Raw genomic sequence first — 18,663 nt, 5'->3', positions numbered from 1 at the left:
CTCCCTGAAAATGCGATGTATTATGGAGTGGCTTTCGCCCCGTAAAGGGCAAAGAACTGGTCGGTCGCGGCCTTCACATCGGCTTCGATGTTGGCCTCGATATTGGATTGGGTCAGCGCCTTGTCGCCCAGCAGCAGACGGATCTGCACATCGCGCACGACGAGCCCAAAAAATGTCCGGTAGGCATCCTCGCTCGAGGTAAAGCGCAACAGCCGCGCGTCGCGCCCGGCTTCCAGAATGGGCTTGAGCCGACGACGAATAGCCAGCGGACCATTCTCGAGCACGATGATGCCGAGACTGTCTTTTTCCTGCGCCGCATGGGTCACGGCGGTGCGGTTGAGCGTGATGGACACTTCGCCGGTGATGACAGTGAGCAGGTCACGCGCAAACTGCTCAATGCTGAGGCGCAGCGCCTTGGCATTGAGATGCGAGCGATCAACCTGCGGCATGCGCACCTTGGCGGCCTGCCACTGCACGGTCGCGGTCAGCAGACCATCACGGTCACCGAACCACTTATAGAGCGTTTCCTTGGAGCAGGAGGCGCGGCGCGCCACAGCCGTCATGGTCAGGCCATCGCCATTTTCGACGAGCAAATCCAACGCCGCCGTCAGCACAGCCTGCTGGCGGGGGGTGAACGTCTCTTCGTTGACCTTGATGGTCACTGGCACGGCTACATCCTGACGCTGGCAGCCGAACGGTTTCGGCCCATTTCGTTCGCAGGCGTACCGTACGGTACGGTTCGTTGCAAGCGCAATTTTGCAGGACTAACGACAAATGCTGCGTCATCGGGTCAGTCTGCGCAGCTGAGGCGAGAAATTCGTCAGCCGCCTCAGTCCCAAACCATCGATTGCGGGCGTTGCTATTATTCGACCGGGCCTTGCTGAAACGAAAGTAGTCTTTTTGCTGAAATGGGATACTTTCCCCGCTGGCCTTAGCTGGCGCGCGCGAATTCGAAATGATCGCGAGCTGGCTGATGCAGCGTTTCCGATGCTGGTTGCAGCGTCATTACACCCCACAATGTTGAGATTTCCATGACCCTCTACTTAGATTACCTGGCCGAAATCAAAAGCAGAGCGGAACAGGGACTCGCGCCTAAGCCGATCGACGGCGGTGGCCTGGTCGGTGAAATCACAGCGATCATCCGGGATAATGGCAACGAGCACCGCGCCGATGCCCTCAAGTTCTTTATCTATAACACCCTGCCCGGCACGACGAGCGCTGCCGGCGTCAAGGCGGCCTTCCTCAAGCAGATCATTGTGGGCGAAACCCTCGTCCCCGAGATCACGCCAGTTTTTGCCCTCGAACTGCTGTCGCACATGAAGGGTGGCCCTTCGATCGATGTTCTGCTCGATATCGCGCTCGGCGATGACGCGGCGATTGCCGGCAAAGCTGGCGACGTGCTCAAGACCCAGGTCTTCCTCTATGACGTCGACATGTTCCGGCTGCGCGATGCCTATAAGGCCGGCAACGCCGTCGCCAAGGACGTGCTCGAGAGCTATGCCAAGGCCGAGTTCTTCACCAAGCTCCCTGCTGTCGAAGACGAAATCAAGGTCGTGACCTATATCGCCGCCGAAGGCGATATTTCGACCGATCTGCTGTCGCCCGGTAATCAGGCGCACTCCCGCTCGGACCGCGAGCTGCACGGCCAGTGCATGATCACGCCTGCCGCGCAGAAGGAAATTCAGGCGCTGCAGCGCCAGCACCCCGACAAGCGGGTGATGATGATCGCCGAAAAGGGCACGATGGGCGTGGGCTCGTCGCGTATGTCGGGCGTCAACAACGTGGCGCTGTGGACCGGCAAGCCAGCCAGCCCCTACGTGCCATTCGTCAACTTCGCCCCGATCGTTGCGGGCACCAACGGCATTTCGCCGATTTTCGCAACCACGGTCGACGTGACCGGCGGCATTGGCCTCAATCTCAAGAACTGGGTGAAAAAGCTCGGCGAAGACGGCAAGCCGATCCTCAACAACGAAGGCAATCCGATCCTTGAGCAGAAATATTCTGTCGAGACCGGTACCGTTTTGACGATCGACACGAAGGCCAAAAAGCTGCGCGACGAAGCCGGCAATGAGCTGGTCGATGTCGCCGCAGCCTTCACGCCGCAAAAGACCGAGTTCATGAAGGCCGGCAGCTCCTACGCCATCGTCTTCGGCAAGAAGCTGCAGACCTTTGCCGCCCAGACGCTCGGCGTCGAAGCGCCTGCGGTCTTTGCTCCGAACAAGGAAATCACCGTCGAAGGCCAGGGTCTGACCGCGGTCGAAAAGATCTTCAACCGCAATGCCGTTGGCGTGGCACCGGGCAAGGTGCTGCATGCCGGTTCGGACGTCCGCGTCACGGTCAATATCGTCGGCTCGCAGGACACGACTGGCCTGATGACCGCGCAGGAACTTGAGGCGATGGCGGCCACTGTCATTTCGCCACTGGTCGATGGCGCCTATCAGTCGGGCTGCCACACGGCATCGGTCTGGGACAAAAAGGCTCAGGCCAATATCCCCAAGCTCATGGCCTTCATGAACAATTTCGGTGTTATCACGGCGCGTGATCCGAAGGGCAGCTATCACGCCATGACCGACGTGATCCACAAGGTGCTCAACGACATCACCGTGGACGATTGGGCCATCATCATCGGCGGTGACAGCCACACCCGCATGTCCAAGGGCGTCGCTTTTGGCGCGGACTCGGGCACCGTGGCGCTGGCTCTGGCCACGGGCGAGGCCACCATGCCGATCCCGCAGTCGGTCAAGGTGACCTTCAAGGGCACGATGCAGCCGCATATGGACTTCCGCGACGTGGTGCATGCCACGCAGGCGCAGATGCTCAAGCAACACGGCGACAACGTCTTCCAGGGCCGCATCATCGAAGTCCATATCGGCACGCTGCTGGCCGATCAGGCCTTCACGTTCACCGACTGGACGGCAGAGATGAAGGCCAAGGCCTCGATCTGCATTTCGCAGGACGCGACGCTGATCGAGTCGCTGGAAATCGCTAAGTCGCGCATCCAGATCATGATCGACAAGGGCATGGACAACCCGGCCCAGACGCTCAAGGGCCTGATCGCCAAGGCCGATGCCCGCATTTTCGAGATCCGCTCGGGTGAAAAGCCGGCGCTGACGCCCGATGCCAATGCGAAATACTTCGCCGAAGTGGTCGTCGATCTCGACCTGATCGACGAGCCGATGATCGCTGACCCAGACGTCAACAATTCCGACGTCTCGCGCCGCTATACCCACGACACCATCCGCCCGGTTTCCTACTATGGCGGCACCAAGAAGGTGGACCTTGGGTTTGTGGGTTCGTGCATGGTGCATAAGGGCGACATGAAGATCGTCGCCCAGATGCTCAAGAACATCGAAAAGACCGAAGGCAAGGTCGAGTTCAAGGCGCCTCTGGTGGTCGCTGCGCCGACCTACAACATCATCGACGAGCTCAAGGCCGAAGGCGACTGGGAAATCCTCCAGAAGTATTCCGGCTTTGAATTCGACGACCTCAAGCCCAAGACATCCAACCGCACCGAGTACGAGAACATCCTCTATCTCGAACGTCCCGGCTGTAACCTCTGCATGGGCAACCAGGAAAAGGCCGAAAAGGGCGACACCGTTCTGGCCACTTCGACCCGCCTGTTCCAGGGCCGCGTCGTGGAAGACACGGCCGAAAAGAAGGGTGAATCGCTGCTCGCCTCGACCCCGGTCGTCGTGCTCTCCGCCATCCTCGGCCGCACCCCAAGCGCCGAAGAATACAAGGCGGCTGTCGTGGGCATCAACCTGACCAAGTTTGCCCCACCGCAAACGACGCCAATCGACTCCAAGTCGGTGCATTTCTAAGCCGCGCACTGGTTATCGCGAGAGCGAAGCGGGGCGAGACAAGTAGAGCATCAAGTGGCGGCCTTCGGGCCGCCATTTTCATTTGAAGCCAGTTCAAACGCGCCAGCCGTGCGGCATTTGGACCGGATCTTGGCGCCAGGCGCCAACGCCACAAATCCTGGCTGAAGTTAACTTGACAATCATAGTCACCAATATTAGCAAACCGGGCATTCGCTGTCATATTTATGAGCGGATCACGTAGGCTGGAAAGGTAGACAATGAGCAAGGTAGTCGCGGGCGGATGCAATTGGCTGGGGGCTGGCATTGTCCTGCTCGGCATGACCGGAACGGCGATGGCGCAGGACATCGTGGTGACCGACCATGAAGGCCGTGAGGTCACTCTCTCGGCGCCGGCGCAGCGCATTGTCACCATTCCAATGCCGATGGCTTCTGGCGTAATTGCCCTGAGCGGCACCGATGAAACGCTGGTGGGCCTCAATCCCCTGTCGCTGACAGCCATCCGCGAAGGCATTCTCGGCAAGATTTTCCCCGACGCGGCCAATATCTCGGACGCTGTGACCGGCACCGATTTCGTGCCCAATGTGGAAGCCCTCGCCGAGGTAAATCCGGACCTCGTGATCCAGTGGGGCGGCCGTGGTCCTGAGATCGTCGATCCAATCCTCAATGCCGGACTTAACACGCTGCTGATCAAATACGGCACCGAAGACCTGACCCGCGAATATATGACCATGGTCGCCACTGCCATCGGGAAGCCCGAGCGCATCACCGAACTGGTCGAGTGGCGCGATCAGGTCCAAAAGGACATCGAGGCCAAGACGGCCGGCATTGCCGAGGAAGACCGTCCGAGCGTGCTCTATCTTGGCCGCTCGCTGTCCGACATCACCGCGTCGGGCAATAAGGGCAATTACAACGCCTGGTATATCGAGCTGGCCGGTGGCCGGAACGCCGCCGCCGAACTCGATGGCAGCCTCTCGATCAACCGCGAGCAGATCGCCCAGTGGGACCCCGAAGTCATCCTGCTCAACAGCTTCGAGCCAAACCTCGATGTGTCCTGGGTTTATGACGATCCGATCCTGTCGCTGACCAAGGCCGCGCAGAACCACCGCGTCTACAAGATGCCACTGGGCGGCTACCGCTGGGACCCACCGAACCAGGAATCGCCACTGACCTGGATGTGGCTGGCCGACCTGCTGCACCCTGACGTCTTCAACTATGATCTGCGCGCCGAAATGACCAAGGCCTACAAGACGCTCTACAACTATGAGCTGACCGGCGAAGATATCGACGACATCATCTGGACCGCCCAGCAGGGCGACAGCTTCGGCTACGACCAGTTCGCGGCGAAATAGATCGTGACCACCACAATCGAGGCAACGGGGGCGCCCGCCCCCCGTTGGGGCGGCTGGACCCGCACGGCCATCGCCTTCACGGCCTTCGGCGCTGCGCTGTTCATTTCGATCCTTGTCAGCCTCTGTGTTGGCCGCTTCTCGGTCAGCGCGCCGAGGGCACTCGAGATTCTTTTCCGGGCCATCACCAATCCCGGCATGAGCGTCGAGACCATGGACGAGCGCATCGTCCTGTTGGTCCGCACCCCGCGCGTCATCATCTCGGCCATGGCGGGTGCGGCTTTGGCGACGGCGGGTGTGGCGCTACAAGGCGTATTCCGCAACCCGCTGGTTTCTCCCGAAGTGCTGGGCATTTCCCAGGGCGGCGCGTTCGGTGGCGCATTGGCGATCACGTTGGGTATCTGGGGCGTACCGCTGCTGGCCATCGTCTTTATCAGCGGATTTTCGGCTCTGGTTTTCGTCGGCCTGCTGGCCCGCATCGACGGCCGCACCGAGATCATCACCGTCATCCTGTCCGGCATGGTGGTGGGCTCGCTGTTCTCGGCGATGGTGTCGCTGCTGCAATTCATCGCCGATCCAAATAGCTCACTGCCGGCCATCGTCTATTGGCTGATGGGCTCGTTCGCGACCGCCACCTGGGATCGCGTGCTGATTTCAGTGCCCGGGCTGGCCATCGGCATCGGGCTGCTATGGGCGCTGCGCTTCCGGCTCAACGTGCTGTCGCTTGATGATGCCGAAGCCCGTAGCCTAGGCGCAAATCCTGACCGCGAACGCTGGCTAGTCTTTGCACTGGTGGCGCTGATTGTCGGGTGCCAGGTCGCTGTTTCGGGCATCGTTGGCTGGGTTGGCCTCGTCATCCCGCATGCGGCCCGGTTGATCGTCGGCTACGATCACCGCCGCCTGTTGCCCGCCACCGCCCTGCTGGGCGCGGCGTTCATGGTCACCATCGACACGCTGGCACGAACCGTTACGGCTGCCGAAATTCCGCTGGGCGTTCTGACAGCCATCGTCGGAGCACCGGTCTTTGCCGTGCTGCTGCGCCGGCACTTTCGCGACAAGGAAGCCAGATGATCGGGCTCACCGACGCCGTCGTGCGCTTTGGCCACCGCACTGTACTGGATCAGCTAAGCTTTACCGCCCCGGCGGGTCGGAGTCTCGCCATTCTGGGACCCAATGGTCGCGGCAAGACCACCGCCTTGCGCGCCATGTTGGGCTTTCAGCCGCTGCATGGCGGCAGCCGCACTGCGCCGGCGCTGGTCGGTTATGTGCCGCAATATGCGTCGAGCAATCAGAGCTACAAGGTGCTGGACGCAGTGGTCATGGGGCGTGCGGCGGGGCTCGGTCTGTTCGGCCAGCCAACGCCCGCCGACTTTGCCGCTGCCCGCGATGCATTGGAACAGGTCGGGGCCATCGCCTTTGTCGACGAGCGGTTTGATCGCCTGTCCGGCGGCGAACGGCAACTGGTTCTGCTGGCGCGAGCACTGGCAACTGGATCGAGCGTCTTGGTTCTGGACGAGCCAGGCTCGGCGCTGGATCTGCACAATCAGGAGCGGCTGCTGACCCTGTTGTCGTCGCTGCGGGAGCCGCGCGACCGCACCATCGTCTTCACCACCCACGACCCCAATCATGCGCTGGCAGCGGCGGACGATGCCTTGCTGATGCTGCCCGATGGCCCGGCTCTGTTTGGGCCGGTGGCCGAAACCATCGTGCCCGAAAACCTCGAACGCCTTTACGGCGTGCCCATGCGGCTGGTTAGCCTGACCGGGGCCGATGGCGCGCTGCATCAGGCCGTCTTGCCTGCCTTTGCCGGGATGCGCGCATCATGACCGTAATCTTGATCCACTCACACTTCGGGGCCCCACCTGCCGGTTATGCCGCAGCCGCCAGCACCGGTCGCGTCGCCATCGTGCGTGAACGCGATCTGGTGGCGAGCGACTTCGGTGCGGCGTCCGGACTGATCACCACCACCCATCTCGATCAGGTCGGTTTTCTGGCGCATGCCGATGCGCTGACGACTTTGCTGGATCGCGGCGGGCGCTGGTTTTTCAACGGCCACATGCTGCGCAATTTTCTTTGTGGGCTCTCGCGCTATGTGCCGCTGACGGCGCCCAAGCGCGCCGACTATGTACTGACGCGGCTCTATGAGCATCCGATCTTTGCCGACATAGACCAGAGCTCGCTGGAGGAAAACAACGGTGTGGCGGGCTTCTATGGCCGGGGCCACAACCCACTTCCGCCGGGGGCCATTCCGGTGAACGGCATCGGGGCCGAACTGCGCCCCATCGACTGGGCCTGGAGCCGCCCGGAAGGTGGCCACATATTCTCGCATGCGGGCAATGACGTTGGCGGCATGGGCGGGCAGACCGGCAACGGGCCTCTCCTGACTCAGCGCATCATCGCCTGGTGCGCCGGGGAACTCGCCCCATGAGCATCCTGTGCATCCATCCCGGCGCGTACTATCATATCGAGAGTTTCGAAAGCCCGCGCTTTGCCGGCTATTTCGACGCCCTGGTTCGCCCCGAAGACCTGCCGCAGACCGATCTGACGGCCTACAATGTCGTGCTGATCCCCTGCCGCACCCCGGCCGATCGGATGCAGCCGCATGTGGCGCAGTTGCAGGCCTATCTCGACGCGGGCGGCACCGTGGTCGCTACCGGCGAAAGCGAGAGCCAGCTCTTCCTGCCAGGAATCACGTTCACGCCGCAGCCGACCAACTTCTGGTGGTGGCTGACACCGGGGGCAGATCTCGGCGTGCGGATTGCGGCACCAACTCATGCCCTGTTCGACAACCTGACCCAGCGCGACATCACCTGGCATTTGCATGGCTGGTTCGATCCGCCCGAGGGCGCCGAAGTGCTGGCCATCAACGGCGAGGGCAAGCCCATTCTTTATGTCGACGAGGTGACCACTAAGGGCCGCATGGTCATCACCAGCCTCGACCCATTCTTCCATCACGGCAGCCATTTTATGCCTGCCACCACGCGCTTCCTCGAGGGCTTCCTGCCCTGGATGCGCGCCGAACTCGACCAGAAAGCAGACCAATGACCAATACCATCACCGTCCTCGAAGCCGGGCAGGAACTTACCTATGGCTTTGCCGATCTCGCCCGCTATCACGGCTTCGGCTTTCCCGGCGGCGTGGCCCATTCGTTCAAGGTCATGCAGCGCGCCTTGCCCCTGCTCGGCGGAGAGACGCCGCCGGAACGCCGCGAGATCACCATCCGCACCCCGTTCAAGGGCCCCGGCGCCCGTGACGGTTTTGAAATGGTCACCCGCGCTACGACCGAAGGCCGCTACATCATCGACGATAGTCTCCTGGCCCTGGAGCGCGGCGAGTTCCTCAAGGGCTATGTGTTCGTGCTGGGCTATCGCGGCAAAACGCTCAAGCTGACCATCCGTGAAGGCATTGTGCGCGAGGAGTTTATCCTGCTCAGCCGCAAGCCGGACAAGACCGCTGCTGAGAACAAGCATCTGGTCGGGCTCAAGCAAGAAATGGCCGACCGGCTTTTGGTGCTGCCGGCCGTAGAGGCTTATGACGTCGTCGAGATCGACTGAGCGTTCTGCTCTGCCATTTCGGCCAGCCCATCCTCGATGGTGATGACCGGACGGTAGCCAAGCTCGGTTCGGGCCTTGGTGATATCGAGCGTCACTTCGACGGCCGAGGTGGCGTAGGACTGCATGGTGATCGGCAGAGTCATGCGTCCGCCGGTCAGGTCGGCGAGCGCATCACCAACCTGTGCCATGGCGCGCAGCAGCCAGCGTGGTACGGTCTTGTTGGGGATGGCGACGCCATTGGCGGCAAGCATGCCGCTGACTAACTTGCGGAAAGCCCAAGGCTCGCCATCGGTGAGAAAGTAGATTTCTCCACCGCGTCCCTTGTCCAAAGCGAGGTCGATCCCGGCGCAGAGATTGGCGATGTGGGTGCTGGACGTTTTGTAGCCACCGCCATCAATCCAGGCCAGTTGCCCTGACTTGGCGGCGCCAAGCAGTTGCGGCAAGGCCGTCGTATCGTCCCTGCCCCAGACCATCCGTGGACGCACGGCGATGACCGCGAAGTCCGGTCCATTCTGGCTGAACGCCAAACGTTCGGCCTCGGCCTTGGTGCGTGAGTACGTCCACAATGTCGTTCCTGAACGGTGGCAAAGTGCTGCCGTCGTCGGAATAGGTCCGTGGCGCGGTCTGCTGGGTGGTTAACTGTAGCCTTCGGCGAGGGCGGGTACATTGGGCGAAGTCGACCCGAACCCGAAGTAATACCGCCCGAGCCGGTCGAGTAACCACTACCGAAGATCGTGGAGCCACCTGTCGAGGAGGAGCCTGTTGTCGAAACGATGTCAGACGTTGCGATGCCGGTGATGATTTCGCCACGACTGCAGGAGCAGCGCGAAAGCATGGCGGCTTTGCCCAAACGTGCGCCGCGTCAGCAGACAACAGCACCCGCATCCCCGCCGCCTGCCGCAAACACCGTCTCGCCACAACAGTGGCAGTCCCAGGTTCTGGCCCAACTCGACCGACGCAAAGTCTATCCGCGCGCCGCCCAGGCCGACGGCGTACAAGGCTCGGTCGGTATCAGTTTTTCGGTCAGCGCCAGCGGCCAGATCACCGCCGTCAGCATCGCCCGCTCATCGGGATCGCCCGTGCTCGACCAAGCCGCGCTGGACACCGCCCGCCGCGCCTCTCCGCTCCCAACACCACCCGCCGGCTACGCCAACCGTTCGATCACCGCAACAATCCGCTTCTCATTGCGATAGGCGACTAAGGCACATCCACCTCGCCCTCCATCTTGAACAACTCGAACCGGCTGGCGCGGATGTTGAGGTCGACGAGCCAGGTGCCGGGGACGGGTATGGTCAGGTCTTGGATCAGCCATAGGCCCTCGCTTTCGACTGCGGGGCGCGTGAAGGGTTCGATGCCGAGATCGGGTTGGGAGAAGGTGACGTCCACGCTGAGTGGCGTCAGCAGTTCGCCCTCGAAGTCGGTGAGGATGATCTCGATGATGGTCGGGCCGGCCTGACCCGGCGTGATGGTGAGCATCGCCATGTGCTCGTCGTCCATGACGTGGCCATAGATCGGCTCGGCGGCTTCAACGACTACCGCCAGCGCGCGCGGTGGCGGGGTGAAGCGCCAACCGGCGACCAGAGCAAGGATGATCAGGACGAGTGCGAGTTCGACACCGATGGACTGGCGGAGGCGGGTTTGCGCTTTGACCTCTCCGGCCAAGGCGGGGGTGGTCAGCGAGAGCCGGTTCCACAAGGCAAGCGCGAAGAGGATGACCAGGAGGCCAAGCTTGATGGCGAGAATGATGCCATAGGCGGACAGCCATTGCGGGCCCGGAGCGCCCATCTGGATGATGCCGAGGGCGATGCCTGACACCACGATGGCGGCAACGGCGAAGGGCACGGCGCGGGAGAAGTTAGCCAGCGCGCGGCTGGCATCGGCGGACTGGGTGCGGAGCAGGAGCCACAAAGGCAACAGCGCGCCGATCCAGAATAGCAGTCCGGCGATGTGGAGGAACACGGCAGGGCGTGTCAGCCATTGCGGGTTGGCGGCGCTGGCGTGGCCGCTAAGAGCGATGGAGAGGGCTGCGACAAGACCGGCCAGAATGGCGAGCGTGCGAGATGGCCGCACGGCGAGGGCAAGCACAGCCAATGCAAAGGCCAAGGTCGCGGCGATGGCGGTGTTGCCATAGCTGGTCGATAGCCCAGCCCTCCATGTGGCGAGATCAAACAGCGATGTGAGCGGCAGGCCCAAGGCATCGAGACCCTGCAAGCCAAGTGTCACGGGTGCGACCACGATGCCAATGACTGATAAGACAAGGGCAGTTCGATGCGCTGCCGGTGGAAGTGTCGCCGCTGCCGAAAACACCGCGCCGCCGACGCCGACAAATAGCGCGATGAACAGGACGAGTTTGCCGGTCCAGAGCGCCACGGCGACGGCTTGGTCGGTCCCTGTCGCGACGACGCTGGCGCCGGTGACCATGCCGACCGAAAAGATCAGCGACCCCGCGATGGGGTGACCGTCGGTGGAGACGACGCGCCAGCTCAGCACCTGCGTGCCGTCGGCCAAAGCGTCGGGAACGGAAACCGCGACCGTCTCGCCGCTGGTGGTTTGCTCCAGGAGATCCGTGGCCACGCCGTCCTTGTCGATCAGGCGGATCGCCAAGGCGGTGACGGGCTCGTTGAAATGCAGTCGCAATGCTTCGGGCGCAGCGTCGAGCACCGCGTTTTCGGTCGGGTCGGTCGATAGCAGTTGGGCGTGGGCCCATGCGGTTGCGGCCGGGAGCGTTGCGAGGAGCAGGCCCAGCATGGCAACCAGACAATAGCGCGTGAAAGCTCTGCGCATTTCGCCCTCGTCATCTGAGAAGGAAAATGAGGCGCGGTCTCCCGCGCCCCGGCAGACTTAGTGACCGGCGCCCTTGGCTGGCACCAGCTCAAGGCTCGGCGCTGGCATGTCAGCAGCGTCCGACCCGGTCACGTCGATCCAAGCTTCTTCGGCGCTGGCGCATTCCTGAATGGTCGGGAAGTAGAACTTGCCCGGCGCAAGCGACGCGGCAAAGGTGCCGCGGAACACGAACTCGTCGTAGAACGCGTCGGGCAGATCACCGCCGGACCAGACGATTTCGGTGACACCTTCAGTCACGGCCGCGCCGTGATTGTCATAGGCGTTCTTGTAGGGCCCGGTAACGACTTCGAGGTCCCAGCCGGCCTTGGGCATCGGCTTGACGGCAAAAAAGCCTTCGGGGATCTGGATACGGACGACATTGGTCGCCTCGGTGCCGCAACCATGCGGAACGCGGACCACGGCCTTGTAGGTCGAGCCGATATTGGCCTGCTGCACTTCGAGCGTGACATGGGCGAAGGCAGGGACGGAAAGGGCAGCGACAGTTGCGACGGCCATGGCGGCGCAGGAGAGAAAACGGATCATGATTATTCCAGTGATTGAATGGGTTTGAGAGGCAGCGAAAGCTGCGATCAAACCATCACTGGTGGCGCTCGCGCCTGCCCGATATGGGCTTCGACCGTCTGCGGCGGCCGCACACTTGGGGTAAAATAGGCGACGCGCTCGACGATCCGGATGATCGGCAGGTCAATGGACGCTGGCGCAGTCGCCACGAAGTCGTTCTTGGCAATGCCGGCGGCCGCGCATTTGGATGCGGTGACCGTCTGATCGCCAAAGTCATTTTGCGTCAGGTTGGCGCAAATCGACCATGAGGTGAGGGTTTCGTAGCCAAGGGTAGCAAAGTCGCGCTGCTGGGCAGCAGCGTGATGCAGGGGCGCGAGGAGCGTAAAGACATAGATGGCCAGAACCGCAAACGCGGTGCCCATCTCCTTGGCGATCCCTCGTGACCGAAACGGCATAAAGCACTTCCCCTTGGCTCTAGGCTCTAAAGGTCGCGCGCAGCCGCTTCAAGTCCACAAATGTCGCAGCTTTATGTCGCCGCGCGCTGCGCTTCCTTGCGAATACCCACCCAGCGATTGAACCAGGCGAGCCCAAGCCCGAATGCGATCAGCAGCAAACCACCGCCAAGGATCGACAACGGCTGTGCACCAAGCGCCGAAAACCACTGCGTGAAGAAGTGGATCGCGCCGAAAACGGCCATGGTGTTGACGACCCAGCGCCGGTTGGCAAACACCGCCCAGATGGCAAAGGCGGCCATGGCAAGGGCCCAGGCAATGCTGAAGAACACGCTGGAGAGGCCGAGCGAACTATCGCCCAAGAGCGAACCGAGAAAGAACGCCACGTTCACAAGCAGGATAGCCGTCCGCATGGCGATGATTGCCAACCGCTCATAAGCATGCGGCAGGCGCAGCGAGAGAATGTAGAGGCCCAGCACCAGCGCTGCGAGGATGACGATGGAGATCGTCAGATACTGCGCCGAATCCAGATCGGGATTGATGATGATCGAGGCCGCAAAGGCCAGCACGGCCAGCGCCGCCAGCATGCCGGATCGCGCGCCGACCGCGGCCACCGCCAATCCGATGGTCAGCAAGGCGCGCACCCAGATCAGCTCGCCGAACAAGGCACCAACGCCACCGACAAAGGCCAGAACGCCAATGATCAGCACGATCTGGCCGAACAGGGCCCAGCGCTCGACGCGCGCGATGCGCAGCCATAGGCCGATCCCGGTCAGCAAGACGCCGATGGCAATAGCCGTCTCCATGGTTGGGACGAGCACGCCCACGCCGGCCGCCACGACGGCAGCGCCGAGCGCCAGGAAAACATTGGTGCCCAATGCGCCGGTGTCTTCGGCGGCATAGCCCTTGAGCCGTTCGGCATCGGCTGTCGTCAGCTTGCCATTGGCTACCAATGCGTCCAGATCGAGCGTGATCTTCATGCGGTCGTCCTCGTTTACGGGCGGGAAACTACCGCGTGAAGGTTTACGAAACCAATCCTGCGCCGTCGTTGCTCACTCACCATGCGGTGAACGCAACAGAGCTTTCATTCATCGGCACTTGCCGATGGAGTGCGGAGAATGCATGTATGCATGCGCCTCCTCCGGCACAGACACACAAAGAGCCTTCCCATGTCCCAGCTGTTTTCCCCCATCACCCTGCGCGGCCTGACGCTGCGCAACCGAACGGTAGTTGCGCCGATGTGCCAGTATTCGGCGCAGGACGGCTTTGCCAATGACTGGCACTTTGCCCATCTCGGACGCTTCGCCATTGGCGGTTTTGGTCTGGTGATCCTTGAAGCGACCGCTGTGGTTGCCGAAGGGCGCATCAGCTATGCCGATCTCGGCCTGTGGAAGGACGAGCAGATCGCCCCCTTCGCCCGCATCGTCGATTTCCTGCACAGCCAGGGCGCGGCAGCCGGTATTCAGCTGGCCCATGCCGGGCGCAAGGCCGCGACGCCGGTTCCATGGCGCAATGGCTTTGACGAAACCGACGCCGAAAAAGCCGCGCTGCATTTTGAAAGCTGGACGCCTGTGGCGCCGAGCGCCGTCATCCATGCCGAGGGCAAGAACTTCACCGCGCCAGAGGCGCTCGATGAAGCCGGCATCCGCAATGTCATCGACGCGTTCGTCGCATCCGCCATTCGTGCCGACAAGGCGGGCTTCGATACCGTCGAAATCCACGCGGCACATGGCTATCTGTTGAACCAGTTCCTGTCGCCGCTCGCCAACAAGCGCACCGACCAATATGGCGGCAGTCGCGAAAACCGGATGCGGCTCCTGCTCGAAGTGGTCGATGCGGTCCGCGCCGTTTGGCCTGAGGACAAGCCATTGGTAGTGCGCCTGTCGATCACCGATTGGCACCCAGAAGGCTGGTCGGTCGAGGACAGCGTTGCCCTGACCCGCGAACTCAAGACACGCGGCGTCGACGCCATCGATGCGTCGAGCGGCGGCTTTGAAGGCGCTGTCGTGCCGGTCGGTCCCGAATATCAGGTGGCGCTCGCCACGGCCGTGCGCAAGGAGGGCGGCCTGCCCAGCATGGCGGTTGGCCTGCTCGGCGATGTGCTGCGCGCCGAGGCGATTGTGGCAGACGGTCATGCCGACTTTATCGCCCTCGCCCGTGGTGCGCTCGACGAGCCAAACTGGCCGGTTCATGCCCGTCACGCGCTGGGCGCCGAGGACTATAGTCTCTGGCCCAAGCAGACCGCTCGGGTCCGCGAACGCGACCGCGCGCTCGGCCATCGCCACTTCAAAACCGCCTGACGACCATCACGTTTCGCCAAACCATCATCGCGGCAACGCAAATTTGCCGCGATTGATGGGCCAAATCGGTGCTACAGGCATGCAATGCAGACTGGCGCTTCGAACATGGAGATATTCGATGGATACCAAGGCCGCAATCCTTGCCCTTATGAGTGTTTGGGGCGTCGGCGTATGCGCCACCTTGCCAGCCAATGCACAAGAGAGTTCCGAAGCCAGCGATGACGCTGTCGAGAGCGACAACCCGCTGCTCAACAAGGTCTGGGTTCGCTCGGACGCTGATCCATCCCTACCCGGCCCGATGCAGATTTTTCTCGGCGATGGCACGCTGGTGACCGACTCCTGCTGGGAAACCTATCGCCTCTCCAAGTGGCAGCAGGTTTCCGATAGCGCGATCAGCTGGGATGAAGATGGCATGACCATCAATGCCGATATTGCCAGCATCAGCGACACCGAACTGGTGCTCAATCTCAAACTCGGCAAGGACGTGCAGGAACAGCGGTTTGCCGTCGCCGAAGTGCCCTATGTCTGCCCCGACATGATCAAATAGTCAGACGCGCGGGGGCTTTTCCAGTTCCAGCCGCCGCACCGGCGACAGGAGCGAACCCGAGACCAGCGCGGCCAAAATCTGCGGCGCTGGTGGAATGCGGGCCAATACCGACACGAACACGTCACGGATCAGCGGCAGCGCCCGGCTATCGGACTGATAGAACGGCGTGAACGCGGCGCTCAGCGCCTGATAAAGCCGGACATGGCCGCGCCGCAGCCTGGCATAATGGTTCAGCGCCTTGGTGCTGTCTTCAGGGTGATCGCGCAGCGCGAGATAGAGCGCCCGCGCATCGAGCAGCGCCATATTGGCGCCCTGCCCCAATTGCGGGCTGGCCGAATGGGCGCTATCGCCGACATAGGCAATGCCATCGCCGACTGGCTTGCTCATCGTGTGATGCGCATAACGCGCCAGCGTCAGCACCGAAAAATCATCCACGGCATCAAGATAGGGTTGCGCCTCGGGCCAATGGCCGAGCACGGTCTGTTTCCAGCTTTCCAGACCATCGCGCTGCACGGCGACGTAGTCGTCGGGCTTGAGGCTCCAGAAAAACGCCGCGCGCTTGGGACCGTCCGGCGCTGCCCGACCAATCGGCAGCACGCCGATCATCACGCTGGCACGGCGATAGCGCTGCGTCAGGGCCGCTTCGTCAAATCCGTCACCGTGCCAGGGCAAAGTGCCCCAGATCGCGCCGAACGGCAGGCTTTTGCCTTTGCCTGGCCCATGCGACAGCGGCTTGAGCGGGGAACTGGCGCCGAGGCAGTCGACCACCAGATCGAACTGCTCGCATTCAGTACCATCGGCGCGCACGAGGTAACGCTTGCCGTCGGCTGCCTGGCGCACCTGTCGAATATCCTGGCTGGTCCTGATCGGAATCCCGGCGCGCAGCACTTCATCATGCAGCACGCCAAACAGCGCCGCGCGATGAATGCCGAGACCGCGTCCACCCTTGGGCAGGCTGTCATAACGAACATCCAGAACCACGCGCCCACTGCGGGAATCAGAGCCGTGCAGCCGGTCGATCGGCGCGCCCAACGCCCGGATGGCGTCGAACAGGCCCAGATCGTGCAACACCGCCTGCCCGGTTGGCTGCAGGATCAGTCCTGAGCCGACGGGGCGAGGTTCGTCGAACCGTTCGAGGATGGTGACGTCAAGGCCAAGCCGCCGCATATAGAGCGCGGTCGCCAGCCCAGCTGGGCCGGCGCCGCAGACGGCGATGGATTTGCCTGCCGCCAAGCTAGAGAACCACCTGCGTGCCGATCTCCACCACGCGGCCGGTCGGAATATGGAAATATTCCGTCGCGTCGCTGGCGTTGCGCGCCAGGCGCGTAAACAAGCGGTCCTGCCAATAGCGGAATGGGCTACCCACCTTGGGGCCAAGCTTGAGCGAGCGCCGCGACAGGAAGAACGAGGTCGACATGATGTCGAACTTCCAACCCAGCTTGCGCGCCAGCATCAAAGCCTTCGGAATATTGGGACTTTCCATATAGCCGAAGGTGACGACCACGCGGCTGAACAGCTCGTTGTAGGCGTCGATGGTCACCTTCTCATCGTCCGGCACGCGCGGCGATGGCGAGGTGCGGACGGTGAGGATCACGTTCTGCTCGTGCAGCACTTTATAGTGCTTGAGGCTGTGCAGCAGCGCCGTCGGTGCGCCCTCGATATCGCTGGTAAGGAACACGGCTGTGCCCGGCACCAGCGTCGGTTTCTTCTTGGACAGGTTATCGACCAGGAACTGCAATGGCACCTCGTCGCGGCGGGTCTTGTCAGACAGGCGCTGACGGCCAGCCATCCAGGCCCACATCGTCATGGCGACCACGAAAGCCACCACGGCCGGCACCCAGCCACCCTGCAGCAGCTTGGCCGCATTGGCGATAAAGAAGCCGCCGTCGATGATCGCAAAGATCATGCCAAAGGCGATGACCGCCACCGGATGCCACTTCCAGTTGCGCCACATGACCACCACCAAAAGCGCCAGCGTCATGATCATGACGCCAGACACCGCGATACCGTAGGCGTGGGACAGTGCGCTGGAACTACCGAACATCAGCACCAGCAGCAGCACGCCAACCATCAGCATGGAATTGATCTGCGGCATGTAGATCTGGCCGCTCTGGGTTGCCGAGGTGTGCAGGACCATCATGCGGGGCAGCATGTTGAGCGCGATGGCCTGCTGGGCAAGGCTATAGGTGCCCGAGATCACGGCCTGGCTGGCAATGATGGTGGCCGCCGTCGCGAGCGCCACGAATGGACCGATGGCCCAATCCGGTTGCATCTCAAAGAACGGGCTCTCAACATTCTCCGGCCCCATCTGGAGCACGAAGGCGCCCTGCCCGAAATAATTCAGCAACAGGCATGGGAAAACCAGCGCGAACCACACGATGACGATCGGCTTGCGGCCGAAATGGCCCAGATCGACGTAAAGCGCTTCGGCACCAGTGACGGCCAAAAAGATGGCGCCGACCACGACGAAGGCGAGGCTCATATGCGTGGCGACGAATTCGAGACCAAGAAACGGATTGATGGCCCAGAGCACGGCCGGATACTGGATGATGTGCACCAGCCCCGAAAAGCCCAGTACCAGGAACCAGAGCCCGGTAATCGGGCCGAAAACAATCGACACCTTGGCCGTGCCAAAGCGTTGCACGAAGAAGATGCCGACGATGATCACCAGGGTGATCGGCACCACCCAGCGCGCCAGATCGGGCGCCACAAGCTTGACGCCCTCGACAGCCGATAGCACCGACATGGCAGGCGTGATGATCGCGTCGCCAAAAAACATGGCGGCACCCATCACACCCATGACGGTGATCCAGGCCGGCGGATTGGTGAAAGTCTTGCGGGCCAGCGCCATCAGCGACAGCGTGCCGCCTTCGCCATTATTGTCGGCGCGCGTAACGAAGAACACGTACTTGATCGTGACCGTCAGCGTCAGCGCCCAAATGATCAGCGATAGCAGGCCGAGGATCTCGTTGTGGGTCGATGAGGCGTCCGGCCGAATATGCATGGCCTCGCGGAAGGCGTAGATCGGGCTTGTTCCGATATCGCCATAGACGACGCCGAGGGCGCCCATCATCAAAAGAGGGAATTGTTTCTTGGAATGGGAGTGGCTGGTGAGGTCGCTCGCATCGACACCGGCATTAGGGCTGCCGGCTGCGCTCGTCTGCGTCATAAACCTTGTGCTCTCTGGTCAAAGGCGGCGCCGCTATACACCCGCCTAGGGTGACATACAACTCACTGCAATAACAATGGTTCAAAGCAACAGGGGCTGTTCCTTGCGGAACAGCCCCTGCTGGTAAAC

Annotated in this window: 18 protein-coding genes; 10 read left to right on the top strand and 8 right to left on the bottom strand. The window is 62.1% G+C overall.

What is annotated here, in order from left to right; all coding sequences use genetic code 11:
- Positions 1-20: 20 nt before the first annotated feature.
- The gene (locus ABIE28_RS04650) at positions 21-668 is read right to left on the bottom strand and encodes a TetR/AcrR family transcriptional regulator (RefSeq protein WP_354060579.1); all 648 of its coding nucleotides are present in this window, start codon (positions 666-668) and stop codon (positions 21-23) included.
- A gap of 363 nt (positions 669-1,031) precedes the next feature.
- Between ABIE28_RS04650 and ABIE28_RS04645 the strand changes: the two genes are divergently transcribed.
- The 7 genes from ABIE28_RS04645 to ABIE28_RS04615 all read left to right on the top strand — a co-directional run bounded on the left by ABIE28_RS04645 (position 1,032) and on the right by ABIE28_RS04615 (position 8,721).
- Positions 1,032-3,821 (top strand): bifunctional aconitate hydratase 2/2-methylisocitrate dehydratase, encoded by a 2,790-nt coding sequence (locus ABIE28_RS04645; RefSeq protein WP_354060577.1) that lies wholly within the window; start codon positions 1,032-1,034, stop codon positions 3,819-3,821.
- Positions 3,822-4,078: 257 nt separating this feature from the next.
- Positions 4,079-5,170 (top strand): ABC transporter substrate-binding protein, encoded by a 1,092-nt coding sequence (locus ABIE28_RS04640; protein ID WP_502913360.1) that lies wholly within the window; start codon positions 4,079-4,081, stop codon positions 5,168-5,170.
- A gap of 69 nt (positions 5,171-5,239) precedes the next feature.
- Positions 5,240-6,238, top strand: coding sequence for a FecCD family ABC transporter permease (locus ABIE28_RS04635; RefSeq protein WP_502913426.1), 999 nt, complete (start codon positions 5,240-5,242; stop codon positions 6,236-6,238).
- Positions 6,235-6,993 (top strand): ABC transporter ATP-binding protein, encoded by a 759-nt coding sequence (locus tag ABIE28_RS04630; RefSeq protein ID WP_354060573.1) that lies wholly within the window; start codon positions 6,235-6,237, stop codon positions 6,991-6,993. Before ABIE28_RS04635 ends, ABIE28_RS04630 begins: the two co-directional genes overlap by 4 nt.
- Positions 6,990-7,595 carry a hypothetical protein gene (locus ABIE28_RS04625; RefSeq protein ID WP_354060571.1) on the top strand — a complete coding sequence of 202 codons (606 nt, stop codon included), beginning with the start codon at positions 6,990-6,992 and terminating at the stop codon, positions 7,593-7,595. The genes ABIE28_RS04630 and ABIE28_RS04625 overlap by 4 nt, the downstream gene beginning before the upstream one ends.
- On the top strand, positions 7,592-8,212 hold the full coding sequence (locus ABIE28_RS04620) for a hypothetical protein (protein WP_354060569.1): 621 nt from the start codon (positions 7,592-7,594) through the stop codon (positions 8,210-8,212). Before ABIE28_RS04625 ends, ABIE28_RS04620 begins: the two co-directional genes overlap by 4 nt.
- Complete coding sequence (locus tag ABIE28_RS04615) at positions 8,209-8,721, top strand: hypothetical protein (protein WP_354060567.1); 513 nt, start codon at positions 8,209-8,211, stop codon at positions 8,719-8,721. The genes ABIE28_RS04620 and ABIE28_RS04615 overlap by 4 nt, the downstream gene beginning before the upstream one ends.
- Here the strand turns inward: ABIE28_RS04615 and ABIE28_RS04610 are convergent.
- On the bottom strand, positions 8,697-9,287 hold the full coding sequence (locus ABIE28_RS04610) for an NAD-dependent epimerase/dehydratase family protein (protein WP_354060565.1): 591 nt from the start codon (positions 9,285-9,287) through the stop codon (positions 8,697-8,699). The two genes, ABIE28_RS04615 and ABIE28_RS04610, sit on opposite strands and share 25 nt — an antisense overlap.
- A gap of 207 nt (positions 9,288-9,494) precedes the next feature.
- On the opposite strand from ABIE28_RS04610, the gene ABIE28_RS04605 reads away from it, so the two are divergent.
- A complete protein-coding gene (locus tag ABIE28_RS04605; RefSeq protein WP_354060564.1) occupies positions 9,495-9,914 on the top strand; it encodes an energy transducer TonB family protein in 420 nt (139 codons plus the stop codon).
- Positions 9,915-9,918: 4 nt separating this feature from the next.
- On the opposite strand, the gene ABIE28_RS04600 is transcribed toward ABIE28_RS04605, so the two are convergent.
- The 4 genes from ABIE28_RS04600 to ABIE28_RS04585 form a co-directional block, all read right to left on the bottom strand.
- The gene (locus ABIE28_RS04600) at positions 9,919-11,505 is read right to left on the bottom strand and encodes a copper resistance CopC/CopD family protein (protein WP_354060563.1); all 1,587 of its coding nucleotides are present in this window, start codon (positions 11,503-11,505) and stop codon (positions 9,919-9,921) included.
- Positions 11,506-11,562: 57 nt separating this feature from the next.
- A complete protein-coding gene (locus ABIE28_RS04595) occupies positions 11,563-12,087 on the bottom strand; it encodes a YcnI family copper-binding membrane protein (protein ID WP_354060562.1) in 525 nt (174 codons plus the stop codon).
- A 47-nt stretch (positions 12,088-12,134) separates the two neighbouring features.
- Positions 12,135-12,521, bottom strand: coding sequence for a hypothetical protein (locus ABIE28_RS04590; protein ID WP_354060561.1), 387 nt, complete (start codon positions 12,519-12,521; stop codon positions 12,135-12,137).
- A 71-nt stretch (positions 12,522-12,592) separates the two neighbouring features.
- Complete coding sequence (locus ABIE28_RS04585; protein ID WP_354060559.1) at positions 12,593-13,498, bottom strand: hypothetical protein; 906 nt, start codon at positions 13,496-13,498, stop codon at positions 12,593-12,595.
- 189 nt (positions 13,499-13,687) lie between these two features.
- On the opposite strand from ABIE28_RS04585, the gene ABIE28_RS04580 reads away from it, so the two are divergent.
- Both ABIE28_RS04580 and ABIE28_RS04575 read left to right on the top strand, forming a co-directional pair.
- Positions 13,688-14,818 carry an NADH:flavin oxidoreductase/NADH oxidase gene (locus ABIE28_RS04580; protein ID WP_354060557.1) on the top strand — a complete coding sequence of 377 codons (1,131 nt, stop codon included), beginning with the start codon at positions 13,688-13,690 and terminating at the stop codon, positions 14,816-14,818.
- Positions 14,819-14,936: 118 nt separating this feature from the next.
- Positions 14,937-15,365, top strand: coding sequence for a hypothetical protein (locus ABIE28_RS04575; RefSeq protein ID WP_354060555.1), 429 nt, complete (start codon positions 14,937-14,939; stop codon positions 15,363-15,365).
- On the opposite strand, the gene ABIE28_RS04570 is transcribed toward ABIE28_RS04575, so the two are convergent.
- Both ABIE28_RS04570 and ABIE28_RS04565 read right to left on the bottom strand, forming a co-directional pair.
- Positions 15,366-16,598, bottom strand: coding sequence for an FAD-dependent oxidoreductase (locus ABIE28_RS04570; RefSeq protein WP_354060553.1), 1,233 nt, complete (start codon positions 16,596-16,598; stop codon positions 15,366-15,368).
- Position 16,599: 1 nt separating this feature from the next.
- Positions 16,600-18,534, bottom strand: coding sequence for a potassium transporter Kup (locus tag ABIE28_RS04565; protein WP_502913359.1), 1,935 nt, complete (start codon positions 18,532-18,534; stop codon positions 16,600-16,602).
- Positions 18,535-18,663 lie beyond the last annotated feature (129 nt).

Origin of the sequence: Devosia sp. 2618 (genome assembly GCF_040546815.1) — a bacterium.
GTDB lineage: Bacteria > Pseudomonadota > Alphaproteobacteria > Rhizobiales > Devosiaceae > Devosia.
The sequence above is the reverse complement of the archived record's forward strand: the minus strand, read 5'-3'. Positions and strand labels throughout refer to the sequence as shown.

Coding starts and splice junctions, on each gene's coding strand:
- ABIE28_RS04645 (WP_354060577.1), top strand. CDS start 1,032: ATGACCCTCTACTTAGATTACCTGGCCGAAATCAAAAGCAGAGCGGAA.
- ABIE28_RS04640 (WP_502913360.1), top strand. CDS start 4,079: ATGAGCAAGGTAGTCGCGGGCGGATGCAATTGGCTGGGGGCTGGCATT.
- ABIE28_RS04630 (WP_354060573.1), top strand. CDS start 6,235: ATGATCGGGCTCACCGACGCCGTCGTGCGCTTTGGCCACCGCACTGTA.
- ABIE28_RS04625 (WP_354060571.1), top strand. CDS start 6,990: ATGACCGTAATCTTGATCCACTCACACTTCGGGGCCCCACCTGCCGGT.
- ABIE28_RS04620 (WP_354060569.1), top strand. CDS start 7,592: ATGAGCATCCTGTGCATCCATCCCGGCGCGTACTATCATATCGAGAGT.
- ABIE28_RS04615 (WP_354060567.1), top strand. CDS start 8,209: ATGACCAATACCATCACCGTCCTCGAAGCCGGGCAGGAACTTACCTAT.
- ABIE28_RS04605 (WP_354060564.1), top strand. CDS start 9,495: ATGTCAGACGTTGCGATGCCGGTGATGATTTCGCCACGACTGCAGGAG.
- ABIE28_RS04600 (WP_354060563.1), bottom strand. CDS start 11,505: ATGCGCAGAGCTTTCACGCGCTATTGTCTGGTTGCCATGCTGGGCCTG.
- ABIE28_RS04595 (WP_354060562.1), bottom strand. CDS start 12,087: ATGATCCGTTTTCTCTCCTGCGCCGCCATGGCCGTCGCAACTGTCGCT.
- ABIE28_RS04590 (WP_354060561.1), bottom strand. CDS start 12,521: ATGCCGTTTCGGTCACGAGGGATCGCCAAGGAGATGGGCACCGCGTTT.
- ABIE28_RS04585 (WP_354060559.1), bottom strand. CDS start 13,498: ATGAAGATCACGCTCGATCTGGACGCATTGGTAGCCAATGGCAAGCTG.
- ABIE28_RS04580 (WP_354060557.1), top strand. CDS start 13,688: ATGTCCCAGCTGTTTTCCCCCATCACCCTGCGCGGCCTGACGCTGCGC.
- ABIE28_RS04575 (WP_354060555.1), top strand. CDS start 14,937: ATGGATACCAAGGCCGCAATCCTTGCCCTTATGAGTGTTTGGGGCGTC.
- ABIE28_RS04565 (WP_502913359.1), bottom strand. CDS start 18,534: ATGACGCAGACGAGCGCAGCCGGCAGCCCTAATGCCGGTGTCGATGCG.